Here is a 16,193-nt window from a genome sequence, read left to right on the forward strand (position 1 = left end):
CACAGGATGCAAGGCTGAAAAAGGCGACCCCGGGGTCGCCTTTGTTGTCTCCGGCACCGCCATCAGCCGGCAGCTTGCAGAGGACGCCGCCCGGCCAGGGCACAGAGACAGGCCACCAGCGCCAGCCCCATGCCCACCGAGCCCACCCCCACCCAGTGCCCCTGCTGCCAGGCCAGCATGGCCAGAGTCGACCCCAGGGTGCCTCCCAGAAACATGCCGGTCATGAAGAGGGTGTTGACCCGCCCCCTCGCCTCGGCCCTGAGGCCATAGATCCGCTGCTGATGGGCGACCAGTGCGCTCTGCACCCCGAGATCCAGCAGGATGACTCCGCACGCCAACCCGGCCAGGGAGATCCAGGCCTCGAAACAGACCCAGGCCAGCGCCACCATCACGGCCCCTCCCAGCACCACGGGCCTGGCCCCCAGGCTGTCCGCCAGCCGGCCCGCCAGCGGGGCGGCCACCACCCCCGCCACCCCGATGGCGCCGAACAGGCCGGCGACATCGGCCCCCAGCCCGTAGCCGGGCTCGGCGAGATAGAAGGCCAGCACTGTCCAGAAGGCGCTGAAGGAGGCAAACAGCAGGGCCTGGATCAGGGTGGCACGGCGCAAGGCGGGCTCCTCCCGCCACAGGCCCATGAGCGAGCGCAGCAGACGGCCATACCCCAGGGTGGTGCGCGGCAACCCGAGCGGGATCGTCCTGGCCATCAGCAGGGCCCCCAGCAGGGCCAGGGGTACGGCGAGCCAGAACATGGCACGCCAGCTGCCGTAGGCGGTGACCAGCCCGGCGAGGGTGCGGCTGAGCAGGATCCCGGCGAGCAAACCGCTCATCACGCTGCCGACCACGGCGCCACGTCGGGACGGGGCCGCCAGGGTCGCCGCCACTGGTACTATCTGCTGGGCCGCCGTGGCACCGATGCCGAGCAGCACAGAGGCCAGCATCAGGCTGATGGCCCCGCTGGCCGTGGCGGCCAGCAGGGAGGCCAGGGCGATCAGCCCGAACTGCCCCACGATGAGCCAGCGGCGCTCGACCACATCGCCAAGCGGCACCAGGAGCAGCAGGCCTGCGGCATAGCCGAGCTGGGTCAGCATGGCGATCAGGGCGATGGCGGGCTGCCCGGGAAAGTCGTTGGCCATCACCGCCAGCATGGGCTGGTTGTAATAGATGTTGGCGACCGCCAGGCCGCACGACAGGGCCATGGCGAAGAGCAGGGAGGGGCTGGGTTGCGATGTGCTCACGTTGTCATCCTCTTGGCTGAATGGATCCCGCGCTGAGGCGGGCCGGATGCACACAGCCTACCCAGGGACGCGGGTCGCCAGTAGGCGACCTCACGCCATAACAGCTATTCCGCCTGTGCATGCCCCAGGCCACAGTGGCCTGCCACGAAGCTCAGGAAGGCGCCGGCCTTGGCGCTGAGCTCGCGGCCAGCCGGCAGCAGTGCCCAGAGATCCAGCGTGGGCAGTTGCCACGCAGGCAGCACCGCCACCACCTCCCCGCTGGCGAGCTCGGGGGCGAACATCCACTCCGATGCGATGCCAAGCCCCAGCCCTGCCAGCACGGCGGCGCGCATGCCCTCGGCCGCCGAGACCGTCAGCCGGCCACGCCCCGACACCTTCACCTCCTCCTCCCCCCGATGAAACCGCCACTGCTGCCCCATCCCGGGTTTCGGGCTGTAGATCACCAGCTCATGGTCTTGCAGATCCCCGGGAGAGGCCGGCGCCCCCCTGGTCGCCAGATAGGCCGGGGTGGCCAGCACCCGCATCCCGCACCGGGAGAGGCGGCGGGCCACCAGCGCTGAGTCCGCCTGTGCCCCCAGCCGCAAGGCGACGTCGATGCCGGCCGGGATGAGATCGATGTTGCCGTCATCCAGCAGGATCTCGAGCTCCAGTCCGGGATGGTCCGCCAGAAAGCCGGCAAGACGGGGGATGATGTGCAGGCGGGCGAAGGTGACGGGGACGCTCACCCGCAGGCGTCCGCTCAGCCCGGCCCGGCACTGCTGCACCATGGCCTCGGCCTCGTTGACCTGGAGCAGGATCTCCCTGGCCTTCTGGTAATAGGCCTCCCCCGCCTCGGTGGGCGTCAGGCCGCGAGTCGAACGCAGCAGCAGTCGGCTGCCGAGGTGCTCCTCCAGCTGGGCGATCAACCTGGAGACCGTGGGCTGCCCCAGCCCCAGCCGGCGGGCCACCGCCGAGAAGGAGCCTGTCTCCACCGCCAGCACGAACACCTCCATCATCCCCAATCGATCCATGCTTCCCCCTCAATCCACGGCTACGGCGGCGTCACGCCGCCCGGCCAAGGTAACACCAGGCCCTGGCCGGCTCCACTCCTGCGTTGCGGCACCAGAGGCAACAGGACGTCGCCAGGCGGCGAGGAGCGAGTCCGCCCTGCGCAGCGCGCATAAAAAAGGCCGCTCATCATGAGCGGCCTCTTGTCAACAGGATCCGGACTCAGCTGTCGCGGCGCTTGCTGAACTTGCGATCCTTGTTGAAGCCACCTTCACGGCGCTCCCCACCCTTGTTGAAGGGACGGTCACCGCTGGGACGGCGATCCTTGTTGAAAGGACGCTCCTTGTTGAAGGGGCGGTCGCTGCGGGGCGGACGGGGGGCCGTGTTGCTGCCGGCCGGCACTTCGGTGTAGCGGGTGATCTGCAGCGGACGCTGGCAGACACGGGCCTTCTTGATCACCTCCAGCACCTCGGCGCTGATGCCCTTGGGCAGGTCGACGGTGGAGAAGTCGTCGGCGATGTCGATGTTGCCGATGAAGCGGCTCTCGATGTTCGCCTCGTTGGCGATGGCGCCGACGATCTGGCCCGGCTTGACGCCGTGATGGGCACCCACGTCCACGCGGTAACGCTCCATCTCCACGTCCGGGTTGTCCTTGAGCGGACGCGGCTCCAGGGACGGCATGCGACGGGCCGGGCGATCGCCGCGGTCACCGAAGTCACGGTTGCCGAAGTCACGACCACCGCGGTCGTTGAACTCACGGCGCTCGAAGCCACCGCGATCGTTGCCGGCGTTCAGCAGCGGATCCGGGATGGAGTCGTCCAGCAGCAGCGGCTGGTCGCCCTGCACCAGCTTGGCCAGCGCGGCAGCCAGCTCCAGCGGATCGGCGGAATCCTCTTCGATCAGCTCGTTCACCAGGTTGTGGTAGATCTCGAGCTCCTCGCCCATCATGGTCTCGCGGATGCGCTCCTTGAACTTGGCCAGACGGTGCTGGTTGATGTCCTCGGTGCTCGGCATCTTCATCGGCTCGATGGCCTGGCGGGTAGCGTGCTCGATGGCGCGCAGCATGCGGCGCTCGCGAGGAGCCACGAACAGGATGGCCTCGCCCTTGCGACCGGCACGACCGGTACGGCCGATACGGTGCACGTAGGATTCGGTGTCGTAGGGGATGTCGTAGTTCACCACGTGGGTGATGCGCTCGACGTCCAGACCACGGGCGACCACGTCGGTGGCGATCAGGATGTCCAGCTGGCCCTGACGCAGCTTGTCGACGGTACGCTCACGCAGCTTCTGCGGGATGTCGCCGTGCAGCGCCTCACAGGCGTGACCGCGGGCGGCCAGCTTGCCAGCCAGCTCCTCGGCGGCGTTCTTGGTACGCACGAACACCAGCAGGGCTTCGTAGGATTCCACTTCCAGCAGACGGGTCATGGCGTCCAGCTTGTGCAGACCGGTCACCTGCCAGTAACGCTGGCGAATGGTGGTGGCGGTGGCCGTCTTGGAGGCGATCTTGATCTCTTTGGGCTGCTTCAGGTGCTTCTGGGCCACGCGACGGATCTGCTCCGGCATGGTGGCGGAGAAGAGCGCGACCTGACGACCGGCCGGGCACTGATCCATGATCCAGTCCACGTCGTCGATGAAGCCCATGCGCAGCATTTCGTCCGCTTCGTCCAGCACCAGGGCCTTCAGGCCGGAGAGGTCCAGGTTCTTGCGACGGATCAGGTCCATCACGCGGCCCGGGGTACCGACGACCACCTGGGCACCGCGGCGCAGGGCGCGGGTCTGGGTTTCATAGGAGGCGCCGCCGTAGATGGGCAGCACGTGGAAATCGGGCATGTGGTGGGCATAGCGTTGGCACGCCTCCGCCACCTGCAGGGCCAGTTCGCGGGTCGGCGCCAGCACCAGGATCTGGGTGTTGCGGTTACCAGCTTCCAGACGAGACAACAGAGGCAAGGCAAAGGCAGCGGTCTTCCCTGTACCGGTTTGCGCCTGCCCCAGCAGATCGTGTCCCGCCATCAGGTGGGGAATTGCTGCGGCCTGGATGGGGGACGGGCGCTCATAGCCCACGTCCTGCAGCGCTTTCAACACGGGCGCGGCCAGTCCAAGCTCACTAAAAAGGGGCAGTTGTTCGGTATCAGACATAGATTCTTCCAGATTAAGGCAGGCGGCTAACACCGCGGAATAGCAAAAAGGCGGCGATTATAGCGCCACTTTGTTCTGCTGTCTTGAAAAATGTGATAGGCCTCTCAAGACGTTGGCAATTATAGAGGGATCTCGCGACTATGGCTTGCTTATTTTGCACTCATGGTGCGTTATTGCCGATCACTCATCACTCGAGTCCTTGCCCCGCTTGTGTTTGAGTACCGCCATGGTCAATCGGCTGGTGCACAATAAACGACCACGTTCATCGCGGATTTCAATCTGCCACACCTGGGTGGTCGCCCCCAGATGCAGCGGGCAGCAGCGTCCCGTCACCACCCCTTCCCGCTTGGCCCTCAGGTGGTTGGCATTGACCTCCAGCCCCACGCAGTAGCTCTCCTCCCCCACCGCCATGTTGGCGGCCAGAGACCCGAGCGTCTCCGCCAGCACCACGGACGCCCCGCCGTGCAGCATGCCGAGCGGCTGATGGGTACGGTGATCCACCGGCATGGTGGCCTCCAGCCAGTCGGGACCAAAGGCGGTGTAGACGATGTCGAGGTGGGCCATCAGGGTGTGGCGGGAGCTGGCGTTGAGCCCCTCCAGGCTCATGGGCTTGCGCCAGATGGGGGCGTTCTCTTGACTCATGGCGAGCGGACTCCTTGCGTGATCAATGGGTTATCGTCGAGCTGTGTCGGCGAACGTGCAGTGTCGGCGAAAAAGGCACAAAAAAAAAGATGCCCACGCCGGGGCATCTTGCATCGAGGTTGACCCTCACCAGGGATAGGTCACCCCTGGCCACTCGGCCCAGGGCTGGTCACGCCCCGGCAGACGCGGCTCGGACCAGCGCCATACCTTGCCGAGCCAGGCGCGCAGCTCGGCCTCAAGCTCGGCATCGGTGAGCGGCGCCTCGGCCACCTTCCAGAAAAAGAGCTCCACCTGCACCTCCGGCAGCACCGAGGGATAGAGGTAAACGCCGCCCCAGAACTCGGGCTCCCGATCCGGGCTCCAGAGGCCGTAGGCAAAGGAGCGCTTGGCGAGAAACTCCGAGCGCTGCCACTCCAGATCCGCCTCGTGCTGGCTCAGGCCGAAGTGGTCGGAGGGCCAGACGTCGTCCGGGCGAAACAGCTGATGGAGCTGCTCGCGCTCGCGCAGCATGGCGACGAACTCCACCACCGCCTGATCCGGGCTGACCGACAGCAACAGAAAATGCGGGTGCCGATGGGCCTTTGGCACCCGAAATCCCTTGGGGAGGCTAAGCATCAGATCAGTTCCAGCAGGGCCTGCAACGGGTGCTTGAGCTTCTCCCCCTCCATCCGCTTGACCTGGCTACGGCACGAATAACCGGTGGCCAGGCAACGCTCCTTCGGCAGGCGGGCCAGGGGCTCGGCCCAGCTGAGGCCATAGATGCCCTTGGAGTTCTCCACCTGTTTGGCATCGTGACCATAGGTGCCCGCCATGCCGCAGCAACCCACCGAGACCGGCTGCAGCCGGGCACCGAAGCGGCCAAACAGGGTGCCCCAGTCGCCGTGGGTGGAGGGTTTCGCCGTCTTCTCGGTGCAGTGGGCAAACAGATACCAGGGCTCGGCAGCGGCATGCTCCTCCCGTACCGGCAGCACCTCTGCCGGCAGGGAGAGCAGCCACTCCTGGGGCAGCAGCACCTGGAAGTCGCCGCGGGCCGGGCCCAGCGCCTTCACGTACTCGTCCCGATAGCAGAGCACCAGGGAGGGGTCGACCCCCACCATGGGGATGCCGAGCGCCGCCACCTTGTTGAGGAACTGGGCGCTGCTGGCCGCGGTGCGGGCAAAGGCGCGCAGGAAACCCTTCACGTGCTGGGGCTTGCCATTGGGCTTGAACGGCAGCAAATAGGGTTGCAGTCCGAGCTTGCTGGCGAGCTTCACCAGGTCACGCACCACGGGGGCGTCGTAATAGCTGGTGAAGGGATCCTGCACGATGAGCACCACTTTTTTACGCTGCTCGGGGCTCATGGCCTCCAGGCCCGGCAGGTCGAAGTAGCGGGCCTTGTGATCGCGCAGCTCCTCGGCCAGGGTCGGTACCGAGAGCAGCGGCACGTCCACCATGCCGATGCTCTTCTCGCTCGCCTTCTGGGCCCACTCTTTCTCGAGGAAGAAGTTGACCAGCTTGGGGGCCTTGGCGAGCAGGGGGGTATAGCTCTCGACGGTGCCGACGAAGTAATCCTTGGGCCCGCGCAGGTAGCGGCTGTGATAGAGCTGCATGAAACGGGCGCGGAAGGTGGGCACGTCCACCTTGATGGGGCACTGGCTGGTGCACGCCTTGCACGCGAGGCACCCCTCCATCGCCTCCATCACCTCGTGGGAGAAGTCATACTGACCGCGGGCGCGGGCCAGGGTGTTGCGGAACTTGTCGACGATCTGCTTGACGCGCAAGCCGCCGCTTTGCAGCGCCACCTCCTCGGCCAGGGGATCGAAGCCCTGCTGTGCGAGCTGGCGCAGCCATTCGCGCATCAGCCCTGCCCGCCCCTTGGGGGAGTGACGCCTGTCCTTGCTTATCTTGACCGAGGGGCACATGGGGGAGTCGGTCTCGAAGGTGAAGCACAGACCGTTGCCGTTGCAATCGAGGGCCCGGGTATAGCTGGTGCGCACCGCCAGCGGGATCTGGCGGTCAAACTTGCCGCGCTTGGGCCCGTCCACCGAGACAAGCGAAGCCCCGCTGCCATAAGGCATGCAGATCTTGCCGGGGTTGACGCGGTTCTGGGGGTCAAACGCCCCCTTGACCCGTTGCAGCTCCTCCCACAGCTCGCCGAAGAAGGCGGGGCTGTATTCGGAGCGGAACCCCTTGCCGTGCTCACCCCACATCAGGCCGCCATATTTGGCGGTGAGCGCCACCACCTGATCCGAGATGCGCCGCAGCAACACCTCCTGCTCGGGGTCGCACAGGTCCAGCGCCGGGCGCACGTGCAGCACCCCGGCATCGACGTGGCCGAACATGCCGTAGTCGAGGCCGTGGGCGTCCAGCAGGGCTCGAAATTCCATGATGAAGTCCGCCAGCGACTCCGGTGGCACGGCGGTGTCTTCGGTGAAGGCCACCGGCTTCTTGCGCCCTTCGGCGTTGCCGAGCAGCCCCACCGACTTCTTGCGCATGGCGTAGATGGTCTCGATGCTCGGCAGGTGATCGCACACCTGATAGCCGATGATCCCCGCCTCCCCCCTGGCCAGCAGGGCGTCGATGCGCCGACACAGCTCGGCCACCTTGGCCTTGTGCTCATCCTCGTCGGTATCCGCAAACTCGACGATGTTGAGCCCCTGCAGATCCTTGCCCGGCACCTCCTGAATGAACTCTTTGACCGAGTGCCAGATGATGTCGGCGCGAGCCAGCCCCAGTACCCGGGAGTCCACCGTCTCCACCGACAGCGCATGGGCCTCCACCATAAAGGGGGCATTGCGCAGGGCGGAGGGGAAGCTGTCGTACTTGACGTTGACCAGGGTCCGGTAGCGCGGGATGGGGGTGATGTTGAGCCTGGCTTCGGTGATAAAGCCGAGGGACCCTTCGGAGCCGCACAGCACCCGGCTCACATCCAGGGTGTCGCTCTCGGGGATATAGAGATGCTTGAGATCGTAACCGGTCAAGAAGCGGTTCAGCTTGGGGAAGGTGGCCTCAATGTCGGCGCGGCGCTCCTTGCCGATGCGATAGAGGGTGCGATAGATCTCCCCCTCGCGGCTCTCCAGGGCCAGCTTGTCCGCCAGACGCGTGCCGCTGACCGGCTCGGTGGCCATGATGTCGCCGTTCTCCAGCACGGCTTTGAGGCCGAGCACGTGATCCGAGGTCTTGCCGTACACCAGGGACCCCTGCCCCGAGGCGTCGGTGTTGACCATGCCCCCCAGGGTGGCGCGGTTGGAGGTGGAGAGATCCGGCGAGAAGAAGTAGCCGTGGGGTTTCAGATAGGCGTTGAGCTGATCCTTGACCACCCCGGCCTGGGCCCGTACCCAACCCTGCTCCAGATTAATTTCCAGGATCTGGTTCATATGGCGCGAGAGATCGACGATAATGCCGCCGCCCAAGGACTGACCATTGGTGCCGGTACCGCCGCCGCGAGGGAAGAAACTCAAGGCCGCGTACTCGGGCCCCTGGGCCAGCTTGAGCATCACCGCTATGTCATCCGCGCTGCGCGGATAGAGCACCGCCTGAGGTACTACCTGATAGACGCTGTTATCCGTCGCCATCGCCAACCGGCTTGCATAAGACTTTTCGATATCACCACGAAATGCTGAGCGCGCCAGCAACTCAAGAAACTGCAGGGTTGTAGGTGACAAACTGTCCTGGTAATCGAGTCTCGGGATCATGAATCCTTGTTCCCTTCCTTTGCTTGATGCCGGAACTCCGGCGACAACGACCGTTCGGGCCAGCCTCTTCGCGGGCCCCCGAACCAGTCCGCTCACATGTGAGCGGGCAGTATATCAGCTAGAAAACCGCTTGCGCGCGCAATCTTCACCATTTGAAAGGAGGACTCTTATGGCTAATCACAGCCATGTTATCAGTACACTGATCCGCACCGAAAAACAGGCGCTGACCCTGTCGCTGTTTGGTTGCATCACCTTTGCCATTTTCGGCATCGGCTATGGCCTCTTCGTCGGCTCCAACGCCATCATGCTCGACGGCATCTTCACCCTGTTCAGCATGGGCATGACGGGCCTCGGACTCATCACAGCCTACCTGGTCACCCGCCCCTCAGACGCCCGCTTCCAGTACGGCTACGCCCACTTCGAACCCATCGCCAACGTCATCAACGGCGCCATCATTCTGCTGCTCTGTCTGGCGGCACTCTACAACGGCCTCACCACCCTGCTGACGGGCGGACGGGAAATCGATCTCGGCCACGCCCTCATCTATGCCGTCGTCTCCACCTTCTTCTGCGGCATCCTCTACCTCATCGAGGCCGACGTGGCCGAGCGGGTCGACTCCGAGCTGGTGCGGGTGGACTCCAAGGAGTGGCTGGTGGACACCCTGCTGAGCGCCACCCTGCTCATCGGCTTCCTGGTCGCCATCGGGCTCGATACCCTGGGTTACGGCCACTACAACCGCTTCATAGACCCGGTGCTGGTCTCGCTGCTGGCCCTGTGTGCCACCCTCATTCCCATCAAGGTGCTGGGCCGCAACCTGCGGGAAGTGCTGAAGATTGCCCCCAAGGGAGACGTCTCCCGGCTGGTGGCCAGCGAAGTCGAGGCCCTGCGCCTGCGCCATGGGATCGAGTGCTACAGCCACCTGGCGAAAAGCGGCCGCCGCTTCGATCTCGAACTCAACATCCTGGTGGCCCCCGGCCAGGAGTGGCCCGTCGAACGTCAGGACGCCCTGCGCCAGGAGCTCTGGTCCCGCCTCGGCGACACCCTGGGGGATGCCTGGCTGTCGGTCTGCTTCACCCGCGAGAAACGCTGGCTGTAACGCCCCTGAGGGGAGGCCATCCGCGCCTCCCCCTGTCATCACATCTTCCTGGGTTCCCTCTTGCCAAAACGGTGCCAACCGCTATCATCAGGGCTCACTTTTGACCCGAGGTTTTATTGCCCATCATGGACAATCCCCGAAGTAGCCCTTCGTCTTTTCCCATCAAAGCCTATCTGTACCTGCTCAACCAACGCCTCTGAAGCGAACGCCCCTGTCTCCACGGCGTCCTTGCCGTGACCGCGATTCACTGCATCTGTCTTCATTGAGGTTTATGACATGGAATTTCTGCTGGACCCCTCTATCTGGGTCGGTCTGCTTACCCTGATCATCCTGGAAATCGTTCTCGGGATAGACAACCTGGTCTTCATCGCCATCCTGGTGAAAAAGCTGCCCCCCGCCCAGCGGGACAGGGCGCGCATCATCGGCCTGTCGCTGGCCCTGCTGATGCGCCTGGGGCTGCTCAGCGTGATGTCCTGGCTGGTCACTCTCACGACCCCCATTCTGCACGTCTGGGATCACCCCTTCTCGGGGCGGGATCTCATCCTGATGGGGGGCGGCCTCTTCCTGCTGTTCAAGGCGACGTCAGAGCTGCACGAGCGGCTCGAGGCCAGGCCGGAGGAGCAGGGCGCGACCGGCGTCTATGCCGGGTTCGGGGTGGTGATCGCCCAGATCCTGGTGCTGGACGCTGTCTTCTCCCTGGACTCCATCATCACCGCCGTCGGCATGGTGGATCACCTCGGCGTCATGATGGCGGCCGTGACCATCGCCATGGTGGTGATGGTGCTGGCCTCCAAGCCCCTGACCCGCTTCGTCAACGCCCACCCCACGGTGGTGGTGCTCTGCCTGAGCTTCCTGCTGATGATCGGCTTCAGCCTGGTGGCGGAAGGCTTCGGCTTCCACATTCCGAAGGGCTACCTCTACGCGGCCATCGGCTTCTCGGTGCTCATCGAGTTCTTCAACCAGCTGGCCCAGCGCAGCGCCCTGCGCCATGAGGCGCGCCAGCCCCTGCGCGAGCGCACCACGGCCGCCATCTTCAAGCTGATGGGGGGCAACAAGCGCTCGGCACACCCGCAGGAGGACGAGGAAGAGGAGCAGGATGCGCCCCTGCCCCCCGGCTTCGGTGAGGAGGAGCGCTACATGGTGAGCGGCGTGCTCTCCCTGGCAGAGCGCTCCATCCGCACCATCATGACCCCCCGCGCCGAGATGGAGTGGGTCGACGTGAACGACGGCGCCGAGGAGATCCGCGCCCTGCTGCAGCGGGCCCCTCACAGCCTGTTCCCGGTCTGCGACGGGGAGCTGGACGAGATCATCGGTGTGGTGAAGGCCCGGGATCTGCTGTTTGCCCTGAACGAGGGGCAATCCCTCGCCGAGCTGGCCAGGCAGAACGATCCCGTCATCGTGCCCCAGACCATCAACGTGATCCGGCTGCTGGCGGAGCTGCGCCAGGCCAGGGGCAGCCTCATCCTGGTGGCGGACGAGTTCGGTGTCATCCAGGGGCTGGTCACCACCCACGACCTGCTGGAGGCCATCGTGGGCGAGCTGCCGGACGAGGACGAGGCCCCGGACGTGGTCATCGACGGCGCCGGCTGGCTCATCAACGGCAGCACCAACATCCATCAGGTCGAGCAGGCCCTGAACTGCGACGGCCTGGTGAGCGAGAGCGACGAGTACGTGACCCTGGCGGGCATGCTGCTCTCCCACTTCGGCAGCCTGCCCGAGGTGGGCCAGCAGCTGCAGCTCGGCCGGTTCTGCTTCGAGGTCATGGGCGTGAGCGAGCGCCGCATCGAGCGGGTACGGGTCACGCCGCTCGCCCCCTGATCCCCGACGGCAATGACATGAAGAGAGGGCCGCCGGCCCTCTTTTTTATGGCGACAACCCGGGGAGTTCGACCCATTGCTGTGAAAACGGCAATTCTCTTCTGCAATGCCCCCTCTTTTTCACAACGACCATCCCCTCTAGAGTCTCCTCCATTCCAAGATGAGGAGTTCACCATGAGCCACGACAACCTGTTCTGCCCCCTACGCCTCGGCCAGCTGCACCTTGCCAACCGCATCGTCATGCCCCCCATGACCCGCTCCCGCGCCAGCCAGCCCGGCGACGTGGCGAACGCCATGATGGCCACCTATTACGCCCAGCGCGCCGGGGCCGGCCTCATCATCTCCGAGGGCACCCAGATCGATCCCATGGGCAAGGGCTATGCCTGGACCCCGGGGATCCACAGCGCCGAACAGATCGCGGGCTGGAAGGGGGTGACCGATGCCGTCCACGCCAAGGGGGGCACCATCTTCGCCCAGCTCTGGCACGTGGGCCGAGTCACCCATCCCGACAACATCGGCGGCGCTCAGCCCATCTCCGCCTCCGCCATCCGGGCGAAAGGGGTACGGGTGTTTGTCGACAACGGCAGCGATGCTCCGGGGTTTGTCGAGACGGTCACCCCGCGCGCCATGACCCAGGCCGATATCGACGCCGTGGTGGGCCAGTTCCGCCGGGCAGCCCGCAACGCCATGGAGGCCGGTTTCGACGGCATCGAGCTGCACGCCGCCAACGGCTACCTCATCAACCAGTTCCTCGACTCCGAGTCCAACGCCCGCACCGATGGCTACGGCGGCTCCCTGGAGAACCGGCTGCGCTTCCTGAAAGAGGTGACCGAGGCGGTCTGCCGCGAAATCGGGTCCGATCGGGTTGGCGTGCGCCTGGCCCCCCTCACCACCTTGAACGGCACCGTGGATGCGAATCCCCAGGAGACCTACCTGGCCGCCGCCCGCCTGCTGGGGGAGATGGACATCGTCTACCTGCACGTGGCCGAAGCGGACTGGGACGATGCGCCCCTGATGGCGGAGAGCTTCAAGCAGGGGCTGAGGGACGCCTTCCCCAACACCCTCATCTACGCGGGCAAGTACGACGGCAAGCGGGCTCGCGCCGCCCTCGCGGCGGGCTGGGCCGACATGATAGGCTTCGGTCGCCCCTTCGTGGCCAATCCAGATCTGCCGAACCGGCTGCGCCACGGCTACCCCCTCGCGCCCCACGATCCCGCCACCCTGTTTGGTGGCGGCGAGAAGGGGCTGACCGACTATCCCGCCTATGAGGCCGCGCAGGCCTGAGGCGGCCAGTTCGCAGAAATGACCAACAGACAGCCCGGGCGGGCCCCACCAGCGGGGGCCCGCCTCGCTGTCTTGTGACTGCAACCATGGAGAATGGTGTTGTCGCGCTACCTTATTCAATCAGGGGATCCCCCCTCATCCAACAAGGAGTCACCATGAGCCATACCCAGGCCTGGTGCTGGCACGCCCCCGGCGAGCCGGGCCAGCTCACCCTCACCCGGCAAGCGCTCCCCGTCCCCGGGGCCAACGACGTCCTCATCGCCAATCGGGTCATCGCCCTCAACCCGGTGGACTGGAAACTCATCGAGCATGGCCACCCCCAGTGGCAGCCTGGCCATGTGCCAGGCGTCGACGGCATGGGCACCATAGTGGCGCTGGGCGCCAACGTCAGCCATCTGCGCCTCGGCGCCCGGGTCGCCTATCACACCGACTTGCGCCACGGCGGCAGCTTCGCCCACCACAGCTGCGTGCCGGCCCGCGCCCTGCTGCCGGTGCCCGATGCCCTGAGCGACGAGGCCGCCGCCGCACTGCCCTGCCCCGGCCTCACCGCCTGGCAGGCGCTGGCCAAGCTGCCGCACCTGCATGGGGAGGCGCTGCTCATCACGGGGGCGGGCAGCAATGTGGGGCGTTTCGCGGTGCAGCTCGCGCTCAGGCAGGGGGCACGGGTCTTTGCCAGCGCCAGCCACCGTCACCATGGCTGGCTCAGGCAGCTGGGGGTGCAAGGGGTCGCCGACTATAGCGAGCACGACTGGCTGGCCCAGCTGCAGGCCGCCAACGGGGGGGAACCGTTCGAGGGGATCATCGATCTGGTCTCCAGCCAGCAGGCCGAAGCCTTGCTGCCGGCCCTGGGCTACTACGGCCACATGGTGACTGTGCTCGGGCGCATCGCCAGCAACCCGCAGCCCCCCTTTAGTCATTGCCACTCATTGCACGAGATTGCGCTCGGGGCCCAGCACGCCTTCGGCACCGACCGGCAGTGGAGCCGTCTGGTGGCGGCCGGGGTCACCATGATGGCGCAGATGGCGAGCGGCGAGCTCGGTTTGCCACCGTTGGTGATCGGCGACTTCGAGGCGCTGCCCGCCCTGCTCGACCGTCTCAAGCGCGAGGGGCAAGGGGAGAAGTTTCTGGTGCGGGTGGCCTGATACCCGCTCGGCCCGCCGCCTAGGCTGACAAGAGAGAGGCCCGCCAGTGATGGCGGGCCTCTTTGCCTCTCATCTTCATCGGCGCCTGGCTCAGTGCAGGATCACCCCGTGCAACGCAGCATGCTGGCGAATGTCCCGAGTCAGGCGCACCTTGTCCGCGAGGCTCAGCCAGCTCGCCTCCACCGCATTGAGGCACAGGCGGCAGAGCTGCTCCCGGCTGGCGCCGAGCGCTTGCACCAGCGCCCGGAAGTTGGCCGTCAGGTAGCCGCCAAAATAGGCGGGATCGTCGGAGTTGACGGTGACGCAGAGCCCCTGCTCCAGCAGAGTCAGCACGTTGTGGTGCGCCATCTCGTCAAACACCTTGAGCCGCACGTTGGAGAGGGGGCAGACGGTGAGCGGCAGCCGGGTATCCGCCAGATAGCTCACCAGCTCGGGATCCTCGCTGCAACGCACCCCGTGATCGATGCGCTTCACCTCAAGCTCCCGTATGGTCTGCCAGATGTACGCCGCCGGCCCCTCCTCCCCGGCGTGAGCCACCACCGGCAGCCCCAGCTCCCGGCAGCGGGCAAAGACCCGGGCAAACTTGCCGGGCGGGTTGCCGAGCTCGCTCGAGTCGAGACCGAAGCCGTGGATGCGGGAGATGAAGGGAGCGGCCTGCGCCAGCGTGGCGAAGGCCGCCTCCTCGCTCAGGTGGCGCAGGAAGCTCATGATAAGGCGCCAGCTGATACCGAACACCCGCTCCGCCTCCTGCAGCGCCCGCTCTATGCCCCCCAGCACCGTCTCGAACGCAATCCCGCGAGCGGTATGGGTCTGGGGATCGAAGAAGATCTCCACGTGCACCACCTTGTCGGCGGCGCAGCGCTCCAGATAGGCCCAGGTGAGGTCAAAAAAATCCTGCTCGGTGACGAGCACGCTGGCCCCCAGGTAGTAGAGATCGAGGAAGGATTGCAGACAGTCGAACTCATAGGCGGCCCTCAGGCTCGCCACGTCGGGCCAGGGCAGGGTCACGCCGTTGCGCTGGCCAAGGGCAAACATCAGCTCGGGCTCCAGGGTGCCCTCGATATGCAGGTGCAGTTCCAGCTTGGGCAAGCCGGCAATAAAGTGCTCCATGATGACGGCTCCATCGTCAGATCCTGTGCGGGCACCGCCGGGGCGGCGCCCTCCCTTGTCTTCCATTGTGCACCCATCTGGCGCGCCGGGGGAGACTTGTCATCAAAGCGCCTTATAATGGCGTCACAAAAAACAACATAACTATTTGAAGATCTTGAGGGTTGGCGCAACGTTCCGCCGCCTCTTGCGCCTACACAAGGAGTCCCCATGAAAAAAAGCGTCATCTGCGACATCGACGGCGTCATCCTGCACAACAACGATCTGGTGCCCGGCGCCGATCGCTTCGTCCATCGCCTGCTGGAGCAGGGCAGCAAGCTGCTGTTTCTCACCAACTACCCGGCCCAGACCCAGAAAGATCTGCAAAACCGCTTCCGCTCCGCCGGCATCGAGGTGCCGGAGGAGTGCTTCTACACCTCCGCCATGGGCACCGCCGACTTCCTCAAGCGTCAGGACGGCAAGAAGGCCTATGTGATCGGCGAAGGGGCCCTGACCCACGAGCTCTACAAGGCGGGCTTCACCATCACCGACATCGACCCCGACTTCGTGGTGGTGGGGGAGACCCGCAACTACAACTGGTCCATGATGCAGCTGGGGGCCAAGTTCGTGGATCAGGGGGCCCGCTTCATCGCCACCAACCCGGACACCCACGGCCCATTGATGCACCCGGCCTGCGGCGCCCTGTGCGCCCCCATCGAGCGGATGACCGGCAAGAAGCCCTTCTACGTGGGCAAACCGAGCGCCTGGATCATCCGCGCGGCGCTCAACCGGATGGAGGCCCACTCCGACGACACCATCATCATCGGCGACAACCTGCGCACCGACATACTGGCGGGCTTCCAGGCCGGTCTCGAGACGGTGCTGGTGCTCTCCGGGGTGAGCAAGGTGGCGGACATCGACCGCATGCCGTTTCGGCCGAACCACATCTTCGACTCCGTGGTCGACATCGACATCGTCTGATCCCCTGCCCCGCCCCCGGGCGGCAAGCGCACAACACGGGCCCCTTGGCAAAGGGGGCCCGTTTCGTTTAACGTAACCGCAACATTGTTAAACAAACTAAACGGGAGCAGGAT

12 protein-coding genes are annotated in these 16,193 nt (G+C 65.6%); 5 read left to right on the forward strand and 7 right to left on the reverse strand.

Annotation, left to right across the window (positions count from 1 at the left end; translation table 11 throughout):
* Positions 1-62: 62 nt before the first annotated feature.
* From R2B70_RS11770 to R2B70_RS11795, 6 genes are all read right to left on the reverse strand, one after another.
* Positions 63-1,235, reverse strand: coding sequence for an MFS transporter (locus R2B70_RS11770; RefSeq protein ID WP_318161547.1), 1,173 nt, complete (start codon positions 1,233-1,235; stop codon positions 63-65).
* 104 nt (positions 1,236-1,339) lie between these two features.
* On the reverse strand, positions 1,340-2,245 hold the full coding sequence (locus tag R2B70_RS11775; protein WP_318161548.1) for a LysR family transcriptional regulator: 906 nt from the start codon (positions 2,243-2,245) through the stop codon (positions 1,340-1,342).
* A gap of 199 nt (positions 2,246-2,444) precedes the next feature.
* Positions 2,445-4,358, reverse strand: a complete 1,914-nt coding sequence (locus R2B70_RS11780) for a DEAD/DEAH box helicase (RefSeq protein WP_318161549.1) — start codon at positions 4,356-4,358, stop codon at positions 2,445-2,447.
* Positions 4,359-4,538: 180 nt separating this feature from the next.
* The gene (locus tag R2B70_RS11785) at positions 4,539-5,000 is read right to left on the reverse strand and encodes a hotdog fold thioesterase (protein WP_209792737.1); all 462 of its coding nucleotides are present in this window, start codon (positions 4,998-5,000) and stop codon (positions 4,539-4,541) included.
* A gap of 126 nt (positions 5,001-5,126) precedes the next feature.
* Positions 5,127-5,615 carry a hypothetical protein gene (locus R2B70_RS11790; RefSeq protein ID WP_318161550.1) on the reverse strand — a complete coding sequence of 163 codons (489 nt, stop codon included), beginning with the start codon at positions 5,613-5,615 and terminating at the stop codon, positions 5,127-5,129.
* Positions 5,615-8,674 carry an FAD-binding and (Fe-S)-binding domain-containing protein gene (locus R2B70_RS11795; RefSeq protein WP_318161551.1) on the reverse strand — a complete coding sequence of 1,020 codons (3,060 nt, stop codon included), beginning with the start codon at positions 8,672-8,674 and terminating at the stop codon, positions 5,615-5,617. Before R2B70_RS11795 ends, R2B70_RS11790 begins: the two co-directional genes overlap by 1 nt.
* A gap of 169 nt (positions 8,675-8,843) precedes the next feature.
* Between R2B70_RS11795 and R2B70_RS11800 the strand changes: the two genes are divergently transcribed.
* From R2B70_RS11800 to R2B70_RS11815, 4 genes are all read left to right on the forward strand, one after another.
* Positions 8,844-9,770, forward strand: a complete 927-nt coding sequence (locus tag R2B70_RS11800; RefSeq protein WP_318161552.1) for a cation diffusion facilitator family transporter — start codon at positions 8,844-8,846, stop codon at positions 9,768-9,770.
* A gap of 276 nt (positions 9,771-10,046) precedes the next feature.
* On the forward strand, positions 10,047-11,588 hold the full coding sequence (locus R2B70_RS11805) for a TerC family protein (RefSeq protein WP_042078826.1): 1,542 nt from the start codon (positions 10,047-10,049) through the stop codon (positions 11,586-11,588).
* Between the two features lie 173 nt (positions 11,589-11,761).
* Positions 11,762-12,871: an alkene reductase gene (locus tag R2B70_RS11810; RefSeq protein ID WP_318161553.1), complete on the forward strand. Its 1,110-nt coding sequence runs from the start codon at positions 11,762-11,764 to the stop codon at positions 12,869-12,871.
* A gap of 155 nt (positions 12,872-13,026) precedes the next feature.
* On the forward strand, positions 13,027-14,013 hold the full coding sequence (locus tag R2B70_RS11815; protein WP_318161554.1) for a zinc-binding dehydrogenase: 987 nt from the start codon (positions 13,027-13,029) through the stop codon (positions 14,011-14,013).
* Between the two features lie 90 nt (positions 14,014-14,103).
* On the opposite strand, the gene R2B70_RS11820 is transcribed toward R2B70_RS11815, so the two are convergent.
* Positions 14,104-15,123 (reverse strand): adenosine deaminase, encoded by a 1,020-nt coding sequence (locus R2B70_RS11820; protein ID WP_318161555.1) that lies wholly within the window; start codon positions 15,121-15,123, stop codon positions 14,104-14,106.
* A gap of 207 nt (positions 15,124-15,330) precedes the next feature.
* On the opposite strand from R2B70_RS11820, the gene R2B70_RS11825 reads away from it, so the two are divergent.
* Positions 15,331-16,080 carry an HAD-IIA family hydrolase gene (locus R2B70_RS11825; RefSeq protein ID WP_052816355.1) on the forward strand — a complete coding sequence of 250 codons (750 nt, stop codon included), beginning with the start codon at positions 15,331-15,333 and terminating at the stop codon, positions 16,078-16,080.
* Positions 16,081-16,193: the final 113 nt, after the last annotated feature.

Source organism: Aeromonas sp. XH (assembly GCF_033348475.1).
In the GTDB taxonomy this organism is placed as follows: Bacteria; Pseudomonadota; Gammaproteobacteria; order Enterobacterales; family Aeromonadaceae; genus Aeromonas; species Aeromonas sanarellii.

Excerpts from the sequence above, each read along its gene's own strand:
- R2B70_RS11775 (WP_318161548.1), bottom strand. The coding sequence starts at position 2,245 with ATGGATCGATTGGGGATGATGGAGGTGTTCGTGCTGGCGGTGGAGACA.
- R2B70_RS11780 (WP_318161549.1), bottom strand. The coding sequence starts at position 4,358 with ATGTCTGATACCGAACAACTGCCCCTTTTTAGTGAGCTTGGACTGGCC.
- R2B70_RS11785 (WP_209792737.1), bottom strand. The coding sequence starts at position 5,000 with ATGAGTCAAGAGAACGCCCCCATCTGGCGCAAGCCCATGAGCCTGGAG.
- R2B70_RS11790 (WP_318161550.1), bottom strand. The coding sequence starts at position 5,615 with ATGCTTAGCCTCCCCAAGGGATTTCGGGTGCCAAAGGCCCATCGGCAC.
- R2B70_RS11795 (WP_318161551.1), bottom strand. The coding sequence starts at position 8,674 with ATGATCCCGAGACTCGATTACCAGGACAGTTTGTCACCTACAACCCTG.
- R2B70_RS11800 (WP_318161552.1), top strand. The coding sequence starts at position 8,844 with ATGGCTAATCACAGCCATGTTATCAGTACACTGATCCGCACCGAAAAA.
- R2B70_RS11805 (WP_042078826.1), top strand. The coding sequence starts at position 10,047 with ATGGAATTTCTGCTGGACCCCTCTATCTGGGTCGGTCTGCTTACCCTG.
- R2B70_RS11810 (WP_318161553.1), top strand. The coding sequence starts at position 11,762 with ATGAGCCACGACAACCTGTTCTGCCCCCTACGCCTCGGCCAGCTGCAC.
- R2B70_RS11815 (WP_318161554.1), top strand. The coding sequence starts at position 13,027 with ATGAGCCATACCCAGGCCTGGTGCTGGCACGCCCCCGGCGAGCCGGGC.
- R2B70_RS11820 (WP_318161555.1), bottom strand. The coding sequence starts at position 15,123 with ATGGAGCACTTTATTGCCGGCTTGCCCAAGCTGGAACTGCACCTGCAT.
- R2B70_RS11825 (WP_052816355.1), top strand. The coding sequence starts at position 15,331 with ATGAAAAAAAGCGTCATCTGCGACATCGACGGCGTCATCCTGCACAAC.